The 21,149-nt window shown below is 36.5% G+C and carries 24 protein-coding genes and 1 other annotated feature; of the genes, 4 read left to right on the top strand and 20 right to left on the bottom strand.

Annotation, left to right across the window (positions count from 1 at the left end):
- Positions 1–22 precede the first annotated feature (22 nt).
- From I7822_RS24485 to I7822_RS24470, 4 genes are all read right to left on the bottom strand, one after another.
- Positions 23–223 (bottom strand): DUF2905 domain-containing protein, encoded by a 201-nt coding sequence (locus I7822_RS24485; protein WP_207981702.1) that lies wholly within the window; start codon positions 221–223, stop codon positions 23–25.
- Positions 216–1,220: a Holliday junction branch migration DNA helicase RuvB gene (gene ruvB / locus I7822_RS24480; protein WP_207981701.1), complete on the bottom strand. Its 1,005-nt coding sequence runs from the start codon at positions 1,218–1,220 to the stop codon at positions 216–218. Before ruvB ends, I7822_RS24485 begins: the two co-directional genes overlap by 8 nt.
- A gap of 10 nt (positions 1,221–1,230) precedes the next feature.
- The gene (gene ruvA / locus I7822_RS24475; RefSeq protein WP_207981700.1) at positions 1,231–1,839 is read right to left on the bottom strand and encodes a Holliday junction branch migration protein RuvA; all 609 of its coding nucleotides are present in this window, start codon (positions 1,837–1,839) and stop codon (positions 1,231–1,233) included.
- 375 nt (positions 1,840–2,214) lie between these two features.
- Positions 2,215–2,748, bottom strand: coding sequence for an intercompartmental signaling factor BofC (locus I7822_RS24470; protein ID WP_207981699.1), 534 nt, complete (start codon positions 2,746–2,748; stop codon positions 2,215–2,217).
- Positions 2,749–3,120: 372 nt separating this feature from the next.
- Here I7822_RS24470 and I7822_RS24465 point away from each other — a divergent pair, with 372 nt between their 5' ends.
- Positions 3,121–3,321, top strand: coding sequence for a cold-shock protein (locus I7822_RS24465; protein ID WP_066334390.1), 201 nt, complete (start codon positions 3,121–3,123; stop codon positions 3,319–3,321).
- Between the two features lie 425 nt (positions 3,322–3,746).
- Positions 3,747–3,932 carry a hypothetical protein gene (locus I7822_RS24460; RefSeq protein ID WP_207981698.1) on the top strand — a complete coding sequence of 62 codons (186 nt, stop codon included), beginning with the start codon at positions 3,747–3,749 and terminating at the stop codon, positions 3,930–3,932.
- Positions 3,933–4,014: 82 nt separating this feature from the next.
- On the opposite strand, the gene I7822_RS30015 is transcribed toward I7822_RS24460, so the two are convergent.
- The 6 genes from I7822_RS30015 to nadB all read right to left on the bottom strand — a co-directional run bounded on the left by I7822_RS30015 (position 4,015) and on the right by nadB (position 10,813).
- On the bottom strand, positions 4,015–4,203 hold the full coding sequence (locus tag I7822_RS30015; protein WP_243459664.1) for a DUF8096 family protein: 189 nt from the start codon (positions 4,201–4,203) through the stop codon (positions 4,015–4,017).
- Between the two features lie 261 nt (positions 4,204–4,464).
- Positions 4,465–5,214: a YhcN/YlaJ family sporulation lipoprotein gene (locus I7822_RS24455; RefSeq protein WP_207981697.1), complete on the bottom strand. Its 750-nt coding sequence runs from the start codon at positions 5,212–5,214 to the stop codon at positions 4,465–4,467.
- A gap of 227 nt (positions 5,215–5,441) precedes the next feature.
- Complete coding sequence (gene safA, locus I7822_RS24450) at positions 5,442–6,743, bottom strand: SafA/ExsA family spore coat assembly protein (protein WP_207981696.1); 1,302 nt, start codon at positions 6,741–6,743, stop codon at positions 5,442–5,444.
- Between the two features lie 559 nt (positions 6,744–7,302).
- Positions 7,303–8,412, bottom strand: a complete 1,110-nt coding sequence (gene nadA, locus I7822_RS24445; RefSeq protein ID WP_207981695.1) for a quinolinate synthase NadA — start codon at positions 8,410–8,412, stop codon at positions 7,303–7,305.
- 13 nt (positions 8,413–8,425) lie between these two features.
- Positions 8,426–9,256 carry a carboxylating nicotinate-nucleotide diphosphorylase gene (gene nadC / locus I7822_RS24440; RefSeq protein WP_207981694.1) on the bottom strand — a complete coding sequence of 277 codons (831 nt, stop codon included), beginning with the start codon at positions 9,254–9,256 and terminating at the stop codon, positions 8,426–8,428.
- A 3-nt stretch (positions 9,257–9,259) separates the two neighbouring features.
- Positions 9,260–10,813: an L-aspartate oxidase gene (gene nadB, locus I7822_RS24435; RefSeq protein ID WP_207981693.1), complete on the bottom strand. Its 1,554-nt coding sequence runs from the start codon at positions 10,811–10,813 to the stop codon at positions 9,260–9,262.
- A gap of 123 nt (positions 10,814–10,936) precedes the next feature.
- Between nadB and I7822_RS24430 the strand changes: the two genes are divergently transcribed.
- Positions 10,937–12,067, top strand: coding sequence for an IscS subfamily cysteine desulfurase (locus tag I7822_RS24430; protein WP_207981692.1), 1,131 nt, complete (start codon positions 10,937–10,939; stop codon positions 12,065–12,067).
- A 36-nt stretch (positions 12,068–12,103) separates the two neighbouring features.
- Positions 12,104–12,643: a transcription repressor NadR gene (locus tag I7822_RS24425; protein ID WP_372442219.1), complete on the top strand. Its 540-nt coding sequence runs from the start codon at positions 12,104–12,106 to the stop codon at positions 12,641–12,643.
- Between the two features lie 112 nt (positions 12,644–12,755).
- Here I7822_RS24425 and pheA read toward each other — a convergent pair whose 3' ends face one another.
- From pheA to I7822_RS24375, 10 genes are all read right to left on the bottom strand, one after another.
- Positions 12,756–13,640 (bottom strand): prephenate dehydratase, encoded by an 885-nt coding sequence (gene pheA, locus I7822_RS24420; protein WP_207981690.1) that lies wholly within the window; start codon positions 13,638–13,640, stop codon positions 12,756–12,758.
- A gap of 14 nt (positions 13,641–13,654) precedes the next feature.
- On the bottom strand, positions 13,655–14,098 hold the full coding sequence (gene thrR / locus I7822_RS24415; RefSeq protein WP_207981689.1) for a transcriptional regulator ThrR: 444 nt from the start codon (positions 14,096–14,098) through the stop codon (positions 13,655–13,657).
- A 420-nt stretch (positions 14,099–14,518) separates the two neighbouring features.
- Positions 14,519–15,802: a GTPase ObgE gene (gene obgE, locus I7822_RS24410; protein ID WP_207981688.1), complete on the bottom strand. Its 1,284-nt coding sequence runs from the start codon at positions 15,800–15,802 to the stop codon at positions 14,519–14,521.
- A gap of 15 nt (positions 15,803–15,817) precedes the next feature.
- On the bottom strand, positions 15,818–16,369 hold the full coding sequence (locus I7822_RS24405) for a sporulation initiation phosphotransferase B (protein ID WP_207981687.1): 552 nt from the start codon (positions 16,367–16,369) through the stop codon (positions 15,818–15,820).
- A gap of 174 nt (positions 16,370–16,543) precedes the next feature.
- On the bottom strand, positions 16,544–16,834 hold the full coding sequence (gene rpmA / locus I7822_RS24400) for a 50S ribosomal protein L27 (RefSeq protein ID WP_066334328.1): 291 nt from the start codon (positions 16,832–16,834) through the stop codon (positions 16,544–16,546).
- A gap of 16 nt (positions 16,835–16,850) precedes the next feature.
- The gene (locus tag I7822_RS24395) at positions 16,851–17,186 is read right to left on the bottom strand and encodes a ribosomal-processing cysteine protease Prp (protein ID WP_207981686.1); all 336 of its coding nucleotides are present in this window, start codon (positions 17,184–17,186) and stop codon (positions 16,851–16,853) included.
- Between the two features lie 11 nt (positions 17,187–17,197).
- The gene (gene rplU / locus I7822_RS24390; RefSeq protein ID WP_066334322.1) at positions 17,198–17,506 is read right to left on the bottom strand and encodes a 50S ribosomal protein L21; all 309 of its coding nucleotides are present in this window, start codon (positions 17,504–17,506) and stop codon (positions 17,198–17,200) included.
- 11 nt (positions 17,507–17,517) lie between these two features.
- Positions 17,518–17,597 (bottom strand) — a sequence feature (ribosomal protein L21 leader region).
- 256 nt (positions 17,598–17,853) lie between these two features.
- Positions 17,854–19,308, bottom strand: coding sequence for an Rne/Rng family ribonuclease (locus I7822_RS24385; protein ID WP_207981685.1), 1,455 nt, complete (start codon positions 19,306–19,308; stop codon positions 17,854–17,856).
- 134 nt (positions 19,309–19,442) lie between these two features.
- Positions 19,443–20,309 carry a M50 family metallopeptidase gene (locus I7822_RS24380; protein WP_207981684.1) on the bottom strand — a complete coding sequence of 289 codons (867 nt, stop codon included), beginning with the start codon at positions 20,307–20,309 and terminating at the stop codon, positions 19,443–19,445.
- The gene (locus tag I7822_RS24375; protein ID WP_207981683.1) at positions 20,302–21,087 is read right to left on the bottom strand and encodes a M23 family metallopeptidase; all 786 of its coding nucleotides are present in this window, start codon (positions 21,085–21,087) and stop codon (positions 20,302–20,304) included. The genes I7822_RS24380 and I7822_RS24375 overlap by 8 nt, the downstream gene beginning before the upstream one ends.
- Between the last annotated feature and the right edge of the window lie 62 nt (positions 21,088–21,149).

Here is a 21,149-nt window from a genome sequence, read left to right as displayed (position 1 = left end):
TTCTATAATCACTTAACTTACTTTACTTAAATCGACCTAAAAACGAAAATATGAGAGAAAGAACAATACTAATGACAATACATGTGACAATGGGAAAAAATATAGTTGTATTCCCTTTTTTAAACACAATATCTCCAGGTAGTTTCCCAATAAATTGCATAAAAACCCCAATGATTAAAAGCACACCACCGATTATCATTAATACTTTAGGAAACTCAGTCAATGTTTGGAACCTCCATTTGAAAATGACGATATACAAGATCTGTTACAATTCTTCCTCTTGGAGTTCGTTGAAGAAATCCAATTTGCAGTAAATATGGCTCATATACATCTTCAATTGTATGTGACTCTTCTCCTATTGTAGCCGAAATTGTATCAATTCCAACCGGTCCTCCTCGGAATTTTTCAATAATTCCAAGGAGAAGCTTATGATCAATATGATCTAATCCTAATTTATCTACTTGAAGCCTCTCTAATGCGTCTACAGCTAATTCAGTTGTTATTGTCTCTACTCCCATAACCTGAGCAAAATCTCTTACTCTTCTTAGCAAGCGATTTGCAATTCTTGGTGTACCACGAGATCTTCTAGCCATTTCGATTGCACCATCATATTCAATACCAACTTCTAATATTTCTGCTGTACGTTCAATAATATGTGCTAGCTGTTTTTCATTATAATATTCTAATCTGCTCAAGACTCCAAAACGGTCACGAAGCGGAGCTGTTAACAAGCCAACTCTTGTTGTTGCTCCAATTAGCGTGAATGGAGGGAGATCTAAACGAACGGATCTTGCTGTTGAGCCTTTACCTATGACTATATCAAGGCAAAAATCCTCCATAGCTGGATACAATACTTCCTCTATTGAACGATGCAAACGATGAATTTCATCGATAAACAATACATCACCAGGCTCAAGTGCTGTTAAAACTGCTGCTAAATCACCAGGTCTTTCAATAGCAGGTCCTGAAGTTGTACGAATATTTACACCCATTTCATTTGCAATAATCGTTGCTAATGTTGTTTTACCCAAGCCTGGAGGACCATATAAAAGAACATGATCCAATGTTTCGCTTCGCATTTTTGCTGCTTCTATAAACACCTTCAAATTTTCTTTTACTTTATCCTGTCCAATGTATTGTCCTAAGTTCTGGGGCCTTAAGCTTTGCTCAATATACGATTCCTGTGAATCTGCTTCATTTGATACAAGGCGTTCATCCATGTTTATCACCTTACTTCAATAGCTTTTGCAATGCTTTTTTTACATATTGATCTGTAGTTAAACTTTCTTCTGCAAGAGAAGGAGCAACTTTTTTAATTTCACGTTCTGCATAACCTAGTACTTTCAATGCCTCAATTGCCTCATTCAAGGCATGATTTGCAGTATGCTTTTCTGAAATTTCTTCATGTGTAAATAAATCTGGTGCATACAAAGCAGCAACATCGCCTAATTTACCTTTTAAATCTAAGATAATTTGCCGTGCCGTCTTTTTACCTACCCCTGGAAACTTTACTAGGAATGTATCATTTTCATTTTCAATTGCCTCAATTACCTGTGAGGGATTACCTGAAGCAAGGATAGCTAATGCCCCCTTAGGCCCTATTCCAGTTACATTGAGCAGCTTCATAAATAATGCTTTTTCTTCTCTCGATTGAAAGCCGTATAAAGCTAATATATCTTCACGTACATGCTGATATGTATAGATAATGATTTCTTCTTGTTGGCTTTTCCTATAACTAAACGGATTTGGTGTATGGATTTGATATCCTAAACCACGATGATCTATGACAATATACTCTGGCGTCACATCGTCCACATACCCTTTAATAAATTCTATCAACGATATTCACCTCTTTTGCGACTGTAACCCATTGTATCAAAAAAAGCGGTTAATCAGAAGGGATTTTGACTACAATGTATCTAAATACGTACAATTGTTCTTAAAATCTATTTTACCATTAAAATTTTGTATTAGGTATTTTTCTGATAATAATGATTTCTTATTATGGAAAGCGGAAGCGCCTTGATCAGACCCGATAGGCATAAGACGCTCAGGAATAGTAGACGTTCTTTGTCTTCAATACCTGAGTGGCTTAGACCTAAGAGGGTCTAGGTGCTGGAGCTAGACACTAAAACGAAGTACAAATACGTTATACTTTCTTATCCCGTAAAAAAAGCTAACCCAAAAGATTTTCACCTTTTAAGTTAGCTATTCTTATTTCTTCTCTGATTTTGAATATGTTTCAAGAGTTTTTAAGACCTCTAAATATTGGTCTCTCGATTGTATTCTAATTCCTTGAATTAATTCATCATGCTTCCGACTTTCCAGCTTTTTCACATCAATTTGAAAGAAGGATTGAATGACTTCATTCGTCTCAGGCTTGCCATTAAAGATCGATAACGTACCATTACCATCAATTCCGAAATAGCCGTTTGTTTTTAATAGAGGAGAAATATCATCTATAATTTTTTGAAAAACAACTCTCTCTTCATTTTGATCAATTAACTGCCAGCTATCATAGGCAGCCCAAAAATCTTCCATCGAAAGAATTGTTTCATTTGTTACCTCTTCACTTAACTCTCCATCAAGATATACTCGCTGTAAAACTACTTTTACAGTTAAAGGACCTTGAACCATTTTTTCTTCTGCTTTAATACTATCTTGATTACCGTTTGCTATGGTTATACTTAAGATTACTGCAATTATACAACAAACGGTAACGATGCGACTTGGATGAAACTTTCTCATCGATCTCACCTCGTTTATTTAAATTCGTACAATCATTACATTGAACGTCAACTAATCAGAATTGAAAAAAAATACTTCTTCTATATATGAGAGTTGTTTATTATTTCAACACATCTTAACAATTACTGTTTCGATAATATTGTGACCAATTATAGAAGTTTTAACCATAGAATATTTCAACTATTTTTTAAAAAAATTTTTTAAAACAATTATTCCCTATTTGCTATTCGAGGGATACTCTGTTAATATTAAGGAGAATTATTTTTGTTCGGTCTGTAAGGAAAGAATAAGTGTTTAAACTTTTCGCCTTTGATATCTAATTGAGCAAGGATAGTAATAAATCGTGGAATATCCACACGGGAGGCAACAAACATGCAACAAGGTACAGTAAAATGGTTTAATGCAGAAAAAGGCTTCGGATTCATCGAAATCGAAGGTGGAGACGACGTATTCGTACATTTCTCAGCTATCCAAGGCGAAGGATTTAAAACTTTAGAAGAAGGTCAAAAAGTGACTTTCGAAACTGAGCAAGGTCAACGTGGACTTCAAGCAGTTAACGTTAACAAAGCGTAATTAACTTTTATGCACAAAAAAGGACTTCAAACGAAGTCCTTTTTTTGTGCATAAATTTTTAACAAAAATAATTAATATATTCCATATTACGCTACAATTGTCATTGTTTTGTATTTATTATGTTCAATAAAACGAAGTGAAAAAAACTTCTTTTAGTTGAAAATAAGGTTAAGGTGTGAACAAATGTGGACTTTTTTAATGCAAAATTGTATAGAATCAATTACCCTCATTTTTTTTACGGTGGAGGATGACTTTTTTAGTAGTAGTCAAGAAAGAAGTTACAGTTGATCAAATCAAATCGCTGGTAAATGATTGAAATTTATTTCAAGGGAAATCTTCACTTGAATTATTTTTTTATTATAGGCTACTTCATTAAACTTACATTCCTTTTAGGACATATATTGTTAGTAAAAGGAGGGGTTACAATGAATAGCTGGATTTTCTTATTTTTAGCTGCTATTTTATCAGGCTTTGCTTTAATTGAAGTTCCTTTAGCTGGTACATTTTTAGCAAGTTTGGCACCATTTACAACAGTGGTGGGTGTACTAACAGTTTTAGTTTTCTCATTAGTCCTCATTTATAAAGGCGTAAGATATTTATTTAATAAATAGTTTCATACTATTAAAAGTCACTCAGTTCTCTTATATCCCTTTACCTGAGTGACTTTTTTAGAATAGGTTTATTGAGTAGTTTTCAGATACTTTTCTTCATACCACATTCACTACATTCTCTAAGAAAGATGAAATCCTTAACAGAGCTCTTAAATAATGTGTTTCCGCAATTATCACATCGACCACTAATTTCGTCTGGGTATTGTTTAAAATCATAAACTATAGAGGTATCTATACCTTTAGTTTCTCGTTTTGGTTTGATGTCTTCCATAAATATCACCTACAACTACTATTTTCTATATCATATCACATTTCATAATAATACAAAGAACAAAAGCGCAAGCGCCTTGATCATCCTAAGGCAAATAAGATGATTTAGAATAGAAGGCGTTCTTTGCCTTCAATTCTAAATTAGCTTATGACCTCGAGGGCTAGGCGCTGGAGCTGGATGTGGTGCGCTTATCCACAGTTCAAGAATTTTATGATTTCCTGGTAAACGACTAAAAAGCAAGGGGAACCACCCCTAGCTTCTTTAGTCACGATCACCATTAAATGGACGTTGAATTGCATCTCCGAGATCATCCATCAAATTATTGATGTCGGCGTCAATTGTTTTTCGATCAACACCATTTTGGATATCATTGTCAATGTTACGAACACGTGTAAATGTTCCTTCATCGGTTACTACTTGGACATTTCTACCATTAGACATTTTACGTACGTTATTCGAAATTTTATCTTTTAAGGAAGCATCATTGTTGTCAGTAGTATCAACTGCAACTAAAACATTTTCCTCTGTTACCAATACACGAGCATTGTCGACATTGTTCATTTTTTCAACTGATGTTCTAACTTTTCGAGATATCTCATTATCATCACGGTTATTGTTGTTAGTGATATTCATTCTGTTATTATTATTATCAATGTTACCTACATTTTGTAAGTGTCCATGATAATTTGCATCACTACGGCTAAAGCGATTATCTCTCACTAAACCATCATCACGATCACCAAGTGGTACTGTAGGATTACTCATATTTTGATTATTGTTTTTATTATTGACTTTACGGAAATAATTATCTTCATTGTTCATTCCGTCCATCATTTCTGTAACAGGACCTTCATTATCTACGTTTGCATTTTCATTTGAATAGTAACCCATAGGTTGCGCGTTATCATTATACCTCGTATCTAATGCGCCTTCATCCCCATTACAAGCTGTCAAACCTGTTGTTAAAAGCGCGATAGCTGTAAACGCTGAAGCTTTTTTACCTTTATTCAATACAAAAACCCCCCTGTAGGTACTTTCAAAAAGAGCAATAACATTTGCTCATTAAATAGCTTGCACCATAGGGAGGGATAACAATCTGTTAGTTAACGGTAACACCTTTAAATATTGGTCAATTTTTTTCTAAAGATTTTTCCGATAATTACATAAAGAAAGTGAGCAAAGTAAATATTATAAAAATATAAAGCAGAGGAAATGTCACCTCTGCTATGTTTTGCATATTAATCCTCGTCATCTTCTCGATCATCATAATTAGGCATATCAAACATTTGACTACCTGGCGCCATTTGCATCTGTCCAGGATTGAAACCATAAGAATTGTAGCCTTGCGGGGCAACAAACGGCTGTTGTGTTGGATAACCACCAAATTGTTGTTGTTGCATCGGATAACCACCAAATTGTTGTTGCATTGGATAGCCATAATTAACACCTTGTTGATATGGATAACCTTGATAAGGATTTACATAAGGTGCTGCTCCTCCACAACCACAATCATTTTGTGTATAGGCTGGGGCAACTGCCTGTGGATAGGGCATATTTGGTGAATGTGCTTGGTTATCATAATCAAAATCATCATCATCTGGTGCTTCACCATACGCACCTAAAACTTGATTTGGATTAAATCCGTATCCAGGTAATACTGGAGACACTGGAACACCTGCATATGGATTAACTGGGAATCCTGGTCCGTAATGTGCTGGAGCAACTGCCTGTGGGTAAGGCATATTTGGTGAATGTGCTCCATTTTCATCATCATCGTTATCATATTCAGCAGGGCTTACTGCAGTAGGGTATGGCTGATTTGGCATTGCTGGTCCATAACCATAAGGCATCGCCATCGGCTGATAGGGCATCATCGGTGGACAGAATCCGTACCCAGGTAATACAGGTGAAACAGGTACCATGTGTTGCGGAGCTAAATATTGCGGTTGGTGCATCGCTGGTGATGTAAACCCAGGCATTGGCATATTTGGTACATTTGGCATATTTGCCATATCTTTTGAAGCCTCCTCTTGTTGTGCCGGTGATTCGTAATATGGCTGTTCTTTTGCAGGTACCTTATACATATCCTCTACATCTTTTGTAATGTCTGGCAAAACATTTTCCGGTTTTGGCGGTAGCTGTGGGTTCGCCATTTGTGGCATCATTGCCATATTCACCGTATAATAATTATTCATATCCACCCCAGTATATACCGGATGCTGAACATTAGGTACAGGTGGTATATAAGGTTTTGAAGGTTTTTCTGTAATTGGTTCCTTCGGTGCTGTATCCTCTACACCTAAAACCTCTTTTGGTTTTTCTTTTGCAAATGGGTGTTCAGCTATTGGCATTTCTTTCTTTATTGGTGCTTCTTTTTTGACCGCAACATTTCCAGAAGGTACTTTTATTTTCATTCCTGGCATAATTAAATCCGGATTGCTTAATTGTGTGTTCATCCCTTTTAATTGTTCGAAATCAACCCCATATTTCTTAGCAATCTTCCAAAGAGTGTCTCCCTTTTGAACAATATGAATTTTCAATGATTTCCCTCCTAAGCTTAAAAATAGATCTACCATCAGAAAACGTTTCATTACTGATGGGTTACTGAACATAATCGATTCATCGATGCAAAAGATTATGTTTCACCTGTTATAAACGATGAGCATGATGTCATTATTCTTCATCACAATTTATGAAGAAAAAATCAAAATTATGATTAAACTCGTATTAAAAATTGGATAAACCTAACATCTCACTTAAATACATATGTTTGCTAACACTAATTTATGTACAATACAAAAAGGAACCAACAATAAATTGTTAGTTCCTTTTTGTAGATAGTTCATTTTTTAAGGCTGTTTTCGCAAACTTTGTTGCTATTTATCAAGTAATGCGGAGTGGTTGATTACAGCGAGAGGATGCTCACTTTCCGCTGGGCGGGCGGTGAGCCTTCTCGAAGTAAACCGCCTGCATGAGTCTCCCTTGTCCCGCTGCACCCGCAGGAGTCTTGCCATCCGCTCCAATAAACTTTAAACAGTTTTCGTCAAAGAAACTATTTTAAAAACAACAATCTTTTAGAAAAGAGCCTTTTTAAAAAGATCAAACATTTGCCAGCATACGATCCAATGCTAATACAGCATCCTCTGTAATATATTCAGGAACAATGATCTGATTTGTGACTTCGCCTTTTTCTATGCCTTCAAGAGCCCATAAAAGATGTGGCAAATCGATACGATTCATTGTTAAACATGGACACATGTATGGGTTCAATGAAACAATTTCCTTATCTTGGTTTTGTTGAATTAATCTATTTACAAGGTTCATTTCAGTTCCTATTGCCCATTTTGTACCAGGTTCAGCTGCTTCGATCATGTCAATTATATATTTTGTCGAACCAGCAAAATCTGAGTGTTCAACCACTTCTCGACTGCATTCTGGATGGACGATAATATTCATATCAGGCTCAGTTTTTCGTAAATGTTCAATATTTGCAACCGTGAAATTTTCATGTACGGAGCAATGTCCCTTCCAAAGGATGACAATGACATCTTCAACATTACCTTCAAACTCCAATTCATTTGTGATTGGATTCCATATTGCCATTTTATCTAAGGGGATTCCAAGATCGAAGGCCGTATTTCTGCCTAAATGCTGGTCTGGTAAAAATAATATTCTTTCCTTTTGAGTAAATGCCCACTGTAACATTTTTTTTGCATTTGAGGAAGTAACAGTTGCTCCTCCATTTTTTCCTACGAACGCTTTAATTGCTGCCGTAGAATTTACATATGTTAAAGGCAGAATCGTATCACCAAAAACGTTTTGGAGCTTTTCCCAAGCACGATCAGTTTGATCAATATCAGCCATATCAGCCATCGAACAACCTGCTCTCATATCAGGTAACAGCACCTTTTGGCTTTCAGTTGTTAACATATCTGCTGTTTCTGCCATAAAATGAACACCGCAAAAAACGATATATTCTGCTTCCTTATTAGCTGCTGCAGCTTGTGCTAATTGTAATGAATCACCTGTTACATCTGAGAATTGAACAACCTCATCCTTTTGATAGTGATGTCCTGGAATATAAAGCTTCGTACCAAATTTCTCTTTTATTTCTCGTACACGCTTCTCCATTTCTTCAGTTGAAAGTGACTTATAGGATTCTGGCATCATTTCTTTTTTATCGTGTTCAAGAATATCTAATAATTCCATTTTACAGGCCCCCCTATTTTACATTTAAACTTATATCTAATGATTTGTATGAATGTGTTAACATTCCTAATGAAATATAATCAACATTGGTATCACGATAGTCTGCTAAATTATGCATACCTATACCGCCAGATGCTTCTGTTACAATATGTTTTGGTGTGAGCTCAGCGAATTTTGCAACCTCCTCTGGAGATCGGTTGTCAAACATAATCACGTCAGCTCCAGCTTCAATTGCCTCTAGAAGCTGCTTTTCGTTCTCTATTTCTACTTCAATTTTGACCATATGACCAGTTTTAGCCCTAACCTCTTTAACTGCTTTTAAAATGGAACCCGCAAATGCTATATGATTGTCCTTTATCATCACACCGTCATATAGGCCAAAACGATGATTAAAGCCTCCACCACAACGGACAGCGTATTTTTCAAACATTCGCAATCCTGGTGAAGTTTTCCTTGTATCGCAAATTCTCGTATGATTTGATTGTAAAAGATGTACAGTTTTATTTGTCAATGTCGCAATCCCACTCATACGCTGAAGTAAGTTTAGAATTACTCGTTCCCCGCTTAGAATAGTGGCAACAGGTCCCTCAAGTTCTGCAATGATATCTCCCTTTTTAAGCGCGTCTCCATCTTGCTTTTTTAAGGATACATCCACCCTTTGATCGAATAAGGAATAACCAGTAGCAATAACGTCAACTCCTGCTAAAATACCATCTTCCTTAGCAATAATAACAGCTTCTCCGCGTGCATCAGCACCAAAAATCGTTTGACTTGTAACGTCTAATTCTCCCAAGTCTTCTAGAAAAAATTCTTCTAATTTCTTTTTTAATTTAATCACGTTCATTCTTTATACCCCCACATACATTTCATCTTTCATTCGAATAAGCTGCTTTTGTCTCCAGTCTTTATCATTTGTTTCAGGGAAATCTAAGCGATAATGTCCCCCTCTACTTTCTGTTCGATTAAATGCAGAGGTTGAAATTAGCCAGCCAATTGTTAACATATTAATGATTTCAATTTGCTCAGTTGTGAAATTCTTCACATTAAATGCCCAAAAAGTGAATTGATTTTGATAAAACTTAAACCAATTTACTGCTAAGGTTAACTCAGCTTGCGTTCTTTGAATTCCAACATAGTTAGTCATGATTTCTTGAATCTGTTTTTTTGTCGGTAATTCGATGACTTCATCAGCTGCAGTGGTATTCGTCAAAACATCAACACTTCTATCAGGTTGCTCGAATGGTAAAGACAATAGATGATTCGCTACTCTTTTCCCAAAAACAAGTCCCTCTAATAGCGAGTTACTAGCAAGTCGATTTGCACCATGAACACCTGTACATGCGGCTTCACCTACTGCAAAGAGATTGAGGATATTTGTCTCACCCTTATCATTCGTCTGAATCCCCCCCATTAAAAAGTGCATACCAGGGGCAACTGGAATCATTCCTTCGTCTAAATTAATCCCATATTGCTCACATAATTTAGAAATAGTCGGAAATCTTGTTGAAAAATTAGGAAGATTTGATATATCAAGGAACACGTTATTCCCTTTTTTCATTTCATAATAAATTGCTCTAGAAACAACATCTCTTGGTGCTAAATCACCTTGAGGATGAAGCTTATCCATGAAGGCCTCACCATTTTGATTTATTAATGAAGCACCCTCACCACGTACTGCTTCCGAAACGAGACCAACACAACGTCCATCAATATTGAGCATTGTTGGGTGGAATTGAATAAATTCCATATCGGCTATTTTTGCGCCTGCTCTATAAGCCATGGCAATTCCATCACCAGTTATGATATCTGCGTTTGATGTATGACCGTACATAGCCCCACACCCACCGCTAGCTATAATTGTTTTACTTGCCAAGTATCTTTTCATTTTTCCATTTGCACACATTGTAGCAACACCTAAGCAAACACTATTATTTACAATTAAATCTGTTGCCATTTCGTTTTCAATCACAGTTACCGAGGGTAAAATCGACTGATATAAAAACTGTGTTACTTCTCTTCCAGTAGCATCGCCACCAGCATGGATGATTCGGTGCTGACTATGTGCACCTTCTTTCCCAAGAAGAAATTGTCCATTTAGATCACAGTCAAAGGTCATTCCTCTTTGACACCATTCTAAGATTTCAGTTGGACCATCTTGGACGAGATGTTCTACATTTTTTAAATCATTATGATAACAACCCGCAACTAACGTATCTTCATAATGATTTTTCCATGAATCCTTCGTATGAACTGCTGCGGCTATTCCACCTTGAGCAAGCATTGAATTGCTTTTTTTCCACGAAGATTTCGTAATAATTGTTACTTGTTTATGTCGCAAGTGGTATGCTGCTGAAAGGGCGGCAATCCCACTACCGATAATAATGACATCTGTTTGAGGCATAACATAGTACCCTCCTGTAAATTTACACCTGTCTTGACACCTATATTTACATACATTTAAAATAATGACAAGAGTTTTTTACTAACAATCTCATAGATTTTGAGAAAACTAGAGGTGAAATCATTGATCTATCTAGATTACGCAGCAACAACACCCATGAGTGATAATGCCCTAACTATATATATGAAGGCTGCTAAAAACGCATTTGGAAATAGTAGTAGTTTACATGATATTGGCGGAATGGCAGCAAGGACTTTACAGGCTTCCAGGAAGCTAATTACAGATATGATTGGTGGTAATGAAAAAGGTCTTTATTTTACTAGTGGTGGTAGTGAAGCAAACATTTTGGCCGTTCAGTCGTTGTTAAATGGTGTTGACCTTAAAAAAAACCATATTATCACAACACAAATTGAGCATTCGTCACTTTATACATTTTTTAAAAGTCTACAAATTAGAGGTTATGAGGTTAGTTTTTTAAAGCCAAATGAACAAGGCTTTATTTCTATTGATGATGTTACTAGCCTGTTACAACCTAATACTGGACTAGTCTCAGTTCAGCACGGAAATTCCGAAATTGGAGTTGTTCAGCCTATCAAGGAAATTGGACGATTATTAAAAAATCGAGGTGTTTTATTCCACAGTGACTGTGTTCAAACCTTTGGGAAGCTTCCAATAAATGTAGAGGAAATTCATGTTGATGCCATTTCAATTTCTAGCCATAAAATTTATGGACCTAAGGGAATTGGAGCTGCCTATATCAATCCATCAGTTTTTTGGCAGCCTGTTATCCCAGGGACAACCCATGAGTCAGGTTTTCGGCCTGGTACAGTTGATGTCCCAGGAGCAGCTGCGTTTGCTACTGCCGCAAAAGATATTTCAGCGAGCATGCATACGAACATTGAACATTATCTAAAACTTAGAAAAGAATTTATTGATTTACTAAAGCCTTGCAAGGACAGAATAACGCTATTAAATGAAAATAACGAAAACACCCTCCCAAACATTCTTTCATTGCTTGTAGATGGGATTGAAGGTCAGTATATGATGTTAGAATGTAATCGATTCGGTTTTGCAATTTCAACAGGGAGTGCTTGCCAAGTTGGAATGCAAGCACCTTCTCGTTCGATCCTAGCTTTAGGTTATGATGAGCAAAAAGCAAAGCAATATATTAGAATATCATTAGGTACTCAAACATCGAGTGAGGAAGTCCAGTCATTTGCAAAGCAACTTATTAACATCATTGAAAACTTTTGAAAACACAAATTAGCAAGATCGAAAGGAATGGTATCGGTGAAGACTGAAAAAATATTAGGAGAAGAGAGACGAAATCTCTTGTTAGATATTCTATCTAAAGCAGACAAGCCGATTACAGGTGGAGAGCTGGCAAGCACAACAAATGTGAGTAGACAGGTCATCGTCCAAGACGTATCACTGTTAAAAGCTAAAAATTATCCAATAATGGCTACAAGCCAAGGTTATGTATTTTTAAACAATCAGCATGATCAAAATAAATTAGTCGAACGGATTATCGCTTGTAAGCATGCTCCTGAACAAACAAAAGAAGAATTATCTATACTTGTTGACCATGGGGTATTTGTTAAGGATGTCATTGTTGAGCATCAAGTATATGGAGAATTAACTGCTTCAATCATGGTAGGAAATCGTAATGATGTGAACGAATTTATAAAAAAAATAAATCGTTATAATGCCTCATATTTATCACAGTTAACTGGTGGTCTACATTTGCATACTTTACAAGCTGATTCTCTAGATAAAATAGATCTTGCTTGTAAAGCACTTGATGAAGAAGGATTTTTAGTAAAGGAATAGCGATCTTAACAGACAGTTTCCCCAAACTTCTCTTCTTGCTTTGAGGATTACTGCCATTAAGATTAGGTAAAAGAAAACAGGTGACACACTACCCAAGTCACCTGTTTTTAAATCAAACTTCTTTTTCAATATGCTGGTTAATTGAATATGCTTCATAAGAACCAAGCAATTTAACACTGCAGCCTAAGGCCTCGAGCTCAGCTATCGCCCCAGGTATTAAAATCTCGTCAACTATCATATCAATATCAATAATAAAGAAATAGTTACCTAACCCTGTTTTCATCGGTCTTGATTCGATTTTCGAGAGATTAAGCTTTCGCCAAGTAAAGGCAGATAGCACTTGATGTAAAGCCCCAGATTGATCTGATGGCAGTGTGACCATTAACGTTGTTTTTTCTTTATCAGGAGTAAGGTATGGGCTATCATATTCTGCCTTATTTGAAGGATGTAATATTGCAAATCTAGTATGATTGTAATGGTAATCATGAATATTCGCTTTGACAATTTCTAACCCATATTCCTTTGCAGCTAGATTGTTCGCAATTGCTGCCACTGACTCTTCAGGATGTTTACTAACATAACTTGCTGCAGCTCCAGTTGATGTTGCATAATCATACGTAATACCTTTAAACGTTTGATGCAAAAACTTATGACATTGTGCAATCGCATGTGAATGAGAATAAATGCGAGTAACATTTTCCCAATCATTTTTTCTTGAAGGGTGTACCATAAAATGCTGTTCAATCGGCGAAACAATCTCACCAACTATGTATAATGGTTGTTCATGTATTAAATAATCAAATGTTAAATTAACCGAGCCTTCTAATGCATTTTCGGTAGGTACGACAGCAAAATCAATCTCACCATCTGCAACTGCATCAATACATTGTGGAATCGTGGTATATGGTACCTGTTCGACTTCATCCCCAAAAAAAGATTGAACAGCAAAATGGGTAAATGTTGCTCTCGGTCCTAAAAATCCTATCCTTTTTGACAACTAACTTCAACTCCTTATGCCCCTTGACCTAATATCTCTACCTTATCGACAAATTCCAATCTGCGAAGCTTGGTCATTAATCGGTTTATATCCTCTGTCATTCCATTCGTATTAAGCGATAGTGTTACATTTGCACGGCCTTGGATTGGAATGGTTTGGTGGATGGTTAAAACGTTACATCCAGCTGTTGCCACTACTGATAACAATTGAGATAAAGTTCCACTACGATCTTCAAGATGAAAAAAAAGAGTGATTAACTTTTCTTTCACCATTGTATGAAACGGAAACACGGCATCACGATATTTATAAAAAGCACTCCGGCTCATATCGACACGTTGAACAGCTTCAGCAACAGAATCAACTTTTCCTCTTTCAATTAGCTTCTTTACTTCAAGTGTTTTTTTCATTGCTTCAGGCAAAATATCTTCTCGAACTAAAAAAAATGTTTCGTCTTTCATTTACTCCCTCCCATCTTTTTTCTTAATGTAGATAATTTATCACAATATTAGCTAAATTTCTTCCTTTTTCTTTATTTATTTTTAAAGCTTTGTTAAACATGGTTATTGATTTCCGCTACAGTCATTCGCTTTCCGTGGACGGTCCGGGATCCTCCTCGGTGCTTTGCACCTGCGGGGTCTCCCTTGGACTCGCACACCCGCAGGAGTCTTCATGTATCCATTCCAATCAACAAAGTGTTAAAATCAACAGTGATCTTTAACAGTACCATTTTTATATAGCATTACAAAAAAAATTAAAAGCCGTCATCTAAATAATGGTTACGAAAACAATTTCGACCTAAAATGAATCCTATAAAAAAGAGAGCTCATGATCAGCTCTCACAACTTACTATTAATTAGCACCCAAACTGAATGCAGATTTTATTCAACAAACTCAAATTCATATTCAAGTAACTTCACAATATCTCCGTCTTTTGCTCCTCTTTCTCTTAACGCTTCATCAACACCTAGTCCACGAAGTTGTCTTGCAAAGCGTCTAACAGATTCTTCACGTGAGAATTCAGTCATTTTAAAGAGTTTCTCAATCTTTTCACCTGAAAGCACATAAGATCCATCGCTATCACGAGTAATGGCGAAGTTCGGTTCTTCCTTCTTAAACTCGTACACAACTCTGTTTTCAGCTGGCTCTTCTTCAAATAACGGAAATTCTGGTGTACGTTCAATTGCATCTGCAACTTCAAATAACAGCTCGCGTACACCTTCTCGCGTAATGGCAGAAATCGGGAAAATTTTCAGATCATCTTTAAGCTTTTCCTTAAAGCCTGCTAAATTCTCTTCAGAATCTGGCATGTCCATTTTATTGGCAACAATTATTTGTGGTCTTTCCGTTAAACGGAGATTGTATTCCTTTAATTCTGCATTAATTGTTACATAATCCTCGTAAGGGTCTCTTCCCTCTAACCCTGACATATCAATCACATGAACGATAACCCGCGTTCTTTCTATATGTCTAAGGAATTGGTGACCTAAGCCAACCCCCTGGTGTGCACCTTCAATTAGCCCAGGAAGATCCGCCATCACAAAGCTTCTCCCATCTTCCGTTTCAACCATCCCTAGATTAGGAACAAGTGTAGTGAAGTGGTATTCTGCAATTTTTGGTTTTGCTGAGGAAATGACAGATAAGAGTGTTGATTTACCAACGCTTGGGAATCCAACTAGTCCTACATCAGCTAATACCTTTAATTCTAAAATTACGTTTCTCTCTATTCCTGGTTCACCATTTTCAGAAAGCTCAGGAGCAGGATTTGCTGGTGTCGCAAATCTAGAGTTACCACGGCCTCCACGACCACCTTTAGCAATAACTGCTTGTTGTCCATGCTCAGTTAAATCAGCAATAATCTGACCTGTTTCTTCATCTGATACAACCGTTCCCGGGGGAACTTTTACAATCATCGGTTGCGAATTTTTACCATGTTGGTTTTTAGACATACCATGCTCACCACGAGGAGCCTTGAAATGGCGCTTATAACGGAAATCCATTAACGTTCTTAAACCTTCTTCTACTTCGAAAATAACGTCAGCACCATTTCCACCATCACCGCCAGCTGGCCCTCCTTTTGGCACGTACTTTTCACGACGGAACGCAACCATACCGTTTCCGCCATCTCCACCTTTAACATATATTTTGACCTGATCGACAAACATTTGTCTTCCTCCGTTCTAAATCCCAAGTGAAATAACAGTTGTTAATTCATATGTATTAACATGAAATTCATTTACAATCAATTGAGAATGATTAACAGCTTTTAACCACTCTTTTAATTGTTCTGTATTCTTTATTATGCCATTAAAGTCAAAAAAGAAACGAACTCCTTCAGCTTCTGAACCTATATCAATTGTAATACTTAAATGATTTTCACTTGCAAAATCAACTGCTTTATCTAGTTGATCCAAAAAGCTCTTACTCCATTGGGTCACTGAATCATCATATGGTTCTAAAGACAACACATTTCCTAAAATTTCGTATTCAAGTACAAAATGGTGGTTACTCCAATTAAATGTCATAAGATAACTAGCAAACGAGGGCATTTTTAAATTACAAAGTTTAGATTCCTGTTGCGCTTCTATGATTACTTCCTCAATGAAATCATGTACACGATCATATTTTTGCAAAGAAAGATTACCTTTAATCAATTGTAATTTATTCATCCAATCATGTCGTGAATGACTTAATATATCAACAGTATCCCATTTTTTCGATTTATTTTTCATACTATTTTCTCCTATTTCAACTAAAAAAATAATTTTCATAAAGGAGCAATTCTTTAGGCTGTAATAAGAATTATAACAAACATTGTGTTGGAACATAAGAGCTATTCATAGAATACTGATTTTATTCCAATAAAAAAACTCTAACCTAAGTTAGGTTAGAGTTTTCACATGAACTTATGCTTCTTGTGCTACTGGATATACGCTAACTTTTTTGCGGTCGCGTCCGAAACGTTCGAACTTAACAACACCATCAACTTTTGCGTATAACGTATCATCACCGCCGCGGCCAACGTTTTCACCTGGGTAAATTTTTGTACCACGTTGACGGTAAAGAATTGAACCACCAGATACCAATTGTCCATCTGCACGCTTTGCACCAAGACGTTTAGACATAGAGTCACGACCATTTTTAGTCGACCCTACCCCTTTCTTAGATGCGAAGAACTGAAGATCTAATCTTAACATGAAGTTCACCTCCTGTTTAGTTCATTGTTGTTACTGAAATATATTGTCCGTAATCTCTTTCAATTGTTTGTAATGAAACGAGCATACCCTCTAACAATAATTGAACTTTATCACTTGTTGATTTATCGAGATTTAAAGGTAATTTAACATGTAAATAACCGCCATCTCCACCTTGATCAATTTGTGGCTCAATATTTGTCAGAGTCAGCACTGCATTAACAGCACCAAAGGTAACAGCAGATGCTCCAGCACAAACAATATCCTTGCCATGTTCATCGAACTCGGCATGTCCAGATAAGACGAACGAAGTTATAAGTCCCTCATTTGAACGATAAATTTTCGCATTTATCATTTCAAATAGCCTTACGCGTTGATTTTGTCAATCACAACTTTAGTGTATGGCTGACGGTGACCTTGTTTTTTACGATAGTTTTTCTTAGCTTTATATTTGAAGACAGTGATTTTCTTTTGACGACCGTGTTTTTCGATCTTACCAGTTACAGTCGCTCCGTCAACAGTTGGGCTACCAACTTTAACATTGTCTCCACCTACAAATAAAACTTTGTCAAACGTAACAGTTTCACCTTGATCAGTACCAAGCTTCTCAACGTAGATAACTTGACCTTCTTCAACTTTAATTTGTTTTCCACCAGTTTCAATAATAGCGTACATCCTTGCACCTCCTATAAACTCAGACTCGCCAAAATAAGGTGAATGTTATCAAACATTGCTTTAACCTCATTCTGAGCGGTTGTAGCACGGGTGCGCTACAAACCATAACATTAAACATAATATCAAATACCCATGAAATATGCAACAATTATTTTATTCATTTGGCGCTGTTAAACTTGGTTATTGATTTCCGCTGCAGGCATTCGCTTTCCGCGGGCGGTCCGGGAGCCTCCTCGGTGCTTTGCACCTGTGTGAGTCTCCCTTGAACTCGCACTCCCGCAGGAGTCTCACATATCCGTTCCAATCAACAAAGTGCCAAAATCAACAGTGAGCTTTACCAGGGCCATTCATTTAAGTCTTTCCATAATCGTTTTCACTTTACCGAAATGCCTTATAAAGTAGCTAGGAGTAGAATTAAGATATTCTGAACAGATTACTTTGTATTTTAAAGCTTCTTCAAGCTGTTTAAGATGCTCCCCGTTTTCTCCGTTTAATAATTCGATCACATCAGCTGTTGCTTCGATCCAAATCGCTTCTTCATCCATAAATTGATGCTCCCAAAGCTCTCTTTCTAGCTGATATGCTATCGCCTCAGCAGACGGAATTCGCCCTGTTCCATTACAAGTAGGACAGCGGTCTGTTAGACTTGCTTCAATCGGTTGACGTACTTTTTTTCTCGTCATTTGCAAAATATTAAGTTCTGTAAAACCTATAACCTTATGTTGAACACGATCTTTCCTCATCTCACGAATAACGGTTTCTTCTATCATTTTCTGATCTTCTTTATGCTTCATATCAATAAAATCAATTAAAATAATGCCACTTACATTTCTTAAGCGTATTTGCTTTGCAATTTCTATCGCAGCAACTTGATTTGTCTTTAGCACTGTATCACGCATAGATAATTTCCCAGAAAATTTTCCAGTGTTTACGTCAATAATCGTCATTGCTTCAGTTTGTTCAATTATGATATAGGAGCCATTCTTTAACCAAACAATTCTTTTTAAGAGTTTTTCAATTTCTTGCTCGATTTTATATGTAGCAAAAATGGATTCCTTTTGGTCATGGTACATAATCTTTGAAGTAGGAAATTGCTGTTTTAGATCCTGAACCCGCTCTATTTGATCACTAATAATTGTATCTTCAGGTTTAATCGCCAACTCATTCAAAATGCGATCAACAAAGCTTTTTGCTTCAAATAGACATTCAGGTTTTTTACGATTTGTTGTTTTTAAGGATTGAAACTGCTTTTTTAGCTTATTATACTCCTCACTTAGCTCTTCCTTTGATATATGGATGCTTGCTGTACGAAAAAGAAGCCCCTCTTTTTCTTCTTGGAGCTCATTAGCAATATGTAACAATCTACTTCTCTCTTTTTCATCTGACAGCTTTTTCGATACAGCTACATAATTACCGTAGGGCATGTAAACGAGAAGCTTTCCGCCAAACTCGATATTAGTTGTTAGCTTTGGCCCCTTTTGATCTGTCCCCTCTTTTACTACTTGAACGAGCAATTGCTCACCTTCTGTTACATAATGGGAGACTGATGGTTTAGAGACTTTATTCTCATTCTGTTGAAACGAAATTAAATCATTACGGTGTATATAGCCATTTTGATTTATTCCAATATCAACAAAAGCAGCCTGCATGCCTGGTAGAACTTTTGTTACACGACCAATATATATATTTCCGATAATTTCATTATCAAAGGAATAGGTTTGATGTAGTTCACATAACTGATCATGTTCAAAGACTGCACAGCGAACTTCCTTCGTTTTTTCGTTTATTATCAGTTTACGCACTTGTTTTCTCCTCTTTCTATGAAAAGGAACAAGGATCTAAGCCCTAGTTCGACTTATCTTTCAATTCCTAAAAATATCTTTGTATACTATATCATAGAAGTGGTACTAAATTGAAACCTTGAAGATTAAAAAATTCAATAAGCATACATTAAATCCCCGACCTTTGAGTCAGTAAGTTTGTTAGCAAAATAGGCATGGAGTAATTCATTTTCATCCATTTCCGACACTTTTGCACCATTTCGCTCTACAACGATTAAATGCTTACAACCTCTCTGAAATTGAAGTAATACATGATAGATTAACTCTGACTCATCGACGACAATCGGCTTTAACCGATAAATAGTATCTTGATTACCGTAATACCGCTCCATCAAAAATCGCAAGCAACCATACATTCGATTTTTATACTCATGGTATAAACTGTAAATGAGAAAGGTTGTGATAAACCACATGTTCAGATGATTCGGTGAATAGACCAAAATAGCTAAAACATAAATGGATAAGAAAAAAATAGACGTCGCTACCATGTAAAAATGCGCTTTTTTATATGGCCAATAATGTGAGAAGAGGATAAATAAAAGCTTCCCACCGTCTAGCGGCCAGACTGGCAGCAAATTAAAAAGTAGGATGGATACATTATATAAGGTGAACAATTGATAATCTGCCAAGCTTACAAGATTGGTTGCTTGTAGTAGATAGGCTGCACCTTGAAGCCAAATATGCTGTATTGGACCTGATAACACGACAATCAATTCTTGCTTTAACGAGCGATTCCCATGCTCATCGACCTCAGCAACCCCTCCAAATGGGAGAAGCATGATTGCTTTGATTCTCCAAGAAAAAAAATGAGCACTTGTTGCATGGCCCATTTCATGTATAAATACAATCAGCATTAACATTAATAATGATTTAAAGTTAGCGGTAATGATACTTATTCCAATCATTACCCATAGTAATGGATGAATGTGGATTTTTTGTAAGAGTATGAAGTATCTATTCAAATTGGATCACCTGGATTGGGTCAATAAAAGCATCACCCTTTTTAATAGCGAAATAATAAGTACCTTTTTGATTTTCACTTAATTTTGTTTTCCCAAGCTCTTTCCCTTTTTCGACAAAATCATAAAGGGCCACATCAATTTTATCTAAATTTCCGTACCACGATTTTGTCCCATCTGCATGCTGGAGAACAATTGTCAGACCTGTGTCTGATTTTTCACCTGCTTCGATAATAATTCCTTCATTCATCGCTTCTACAGATGGTCGATCAGTCTCAACCATAATACCTTGGCCGTTATCTTCAAACGTTTCGAGCACTTTACCATTAGCCGGGACAGCAAATTCAGCACTTTGAGTAGCACCTTCTGAATCCTTGCTTTCCTCTGTCTTTGTTTCAAAAAGAGCTAGTGGTTCCCCAAATCGATCTCGATACCAGGAAGAAACAGCAGCAAATTGAAATTCTTCCTCTAGTGAATATGTAATGGTTGACTTCACATCTTGAAAGATAGGTGCACTATTTTTAAACACGATCGCTGTCACTAACACGATAATTGCTGAAAATAATACTTTGAACATGAATACTTCTGTACGAAAAAGTGGATGATCGCCATTATCTTTGTTCGGTCCACCTTCATATGTTGGTGGAGAATACACACCATACCTCTCTTCATCACTTAAAAACAAGGACGTTGGCTTTGATGTTTCACTTGTCTCTGACAATCCTCTTTCTCGCTTTCTTTTCGCAATTCTTTTCCTCACTTCATCCGCTCGATGACTCATCCCCATCAATCCTTTTGTCAGTTTGTACAAGTTTATGCCTTGTCCTTAAAGGTTATGATTAA

The organism is Metabacillus bambusae (assembly GCF_017497975.1).
GTDB classification, from domain to species: domain Bacteria; phylum Bacillota; class Bacilli; order Bacillales; family Bacillaceae; genus Metabacillus; species Metabacillus bambusae.
This window is presented reverse-complemented; position numbering and strand designations above follow the sequence as displayed.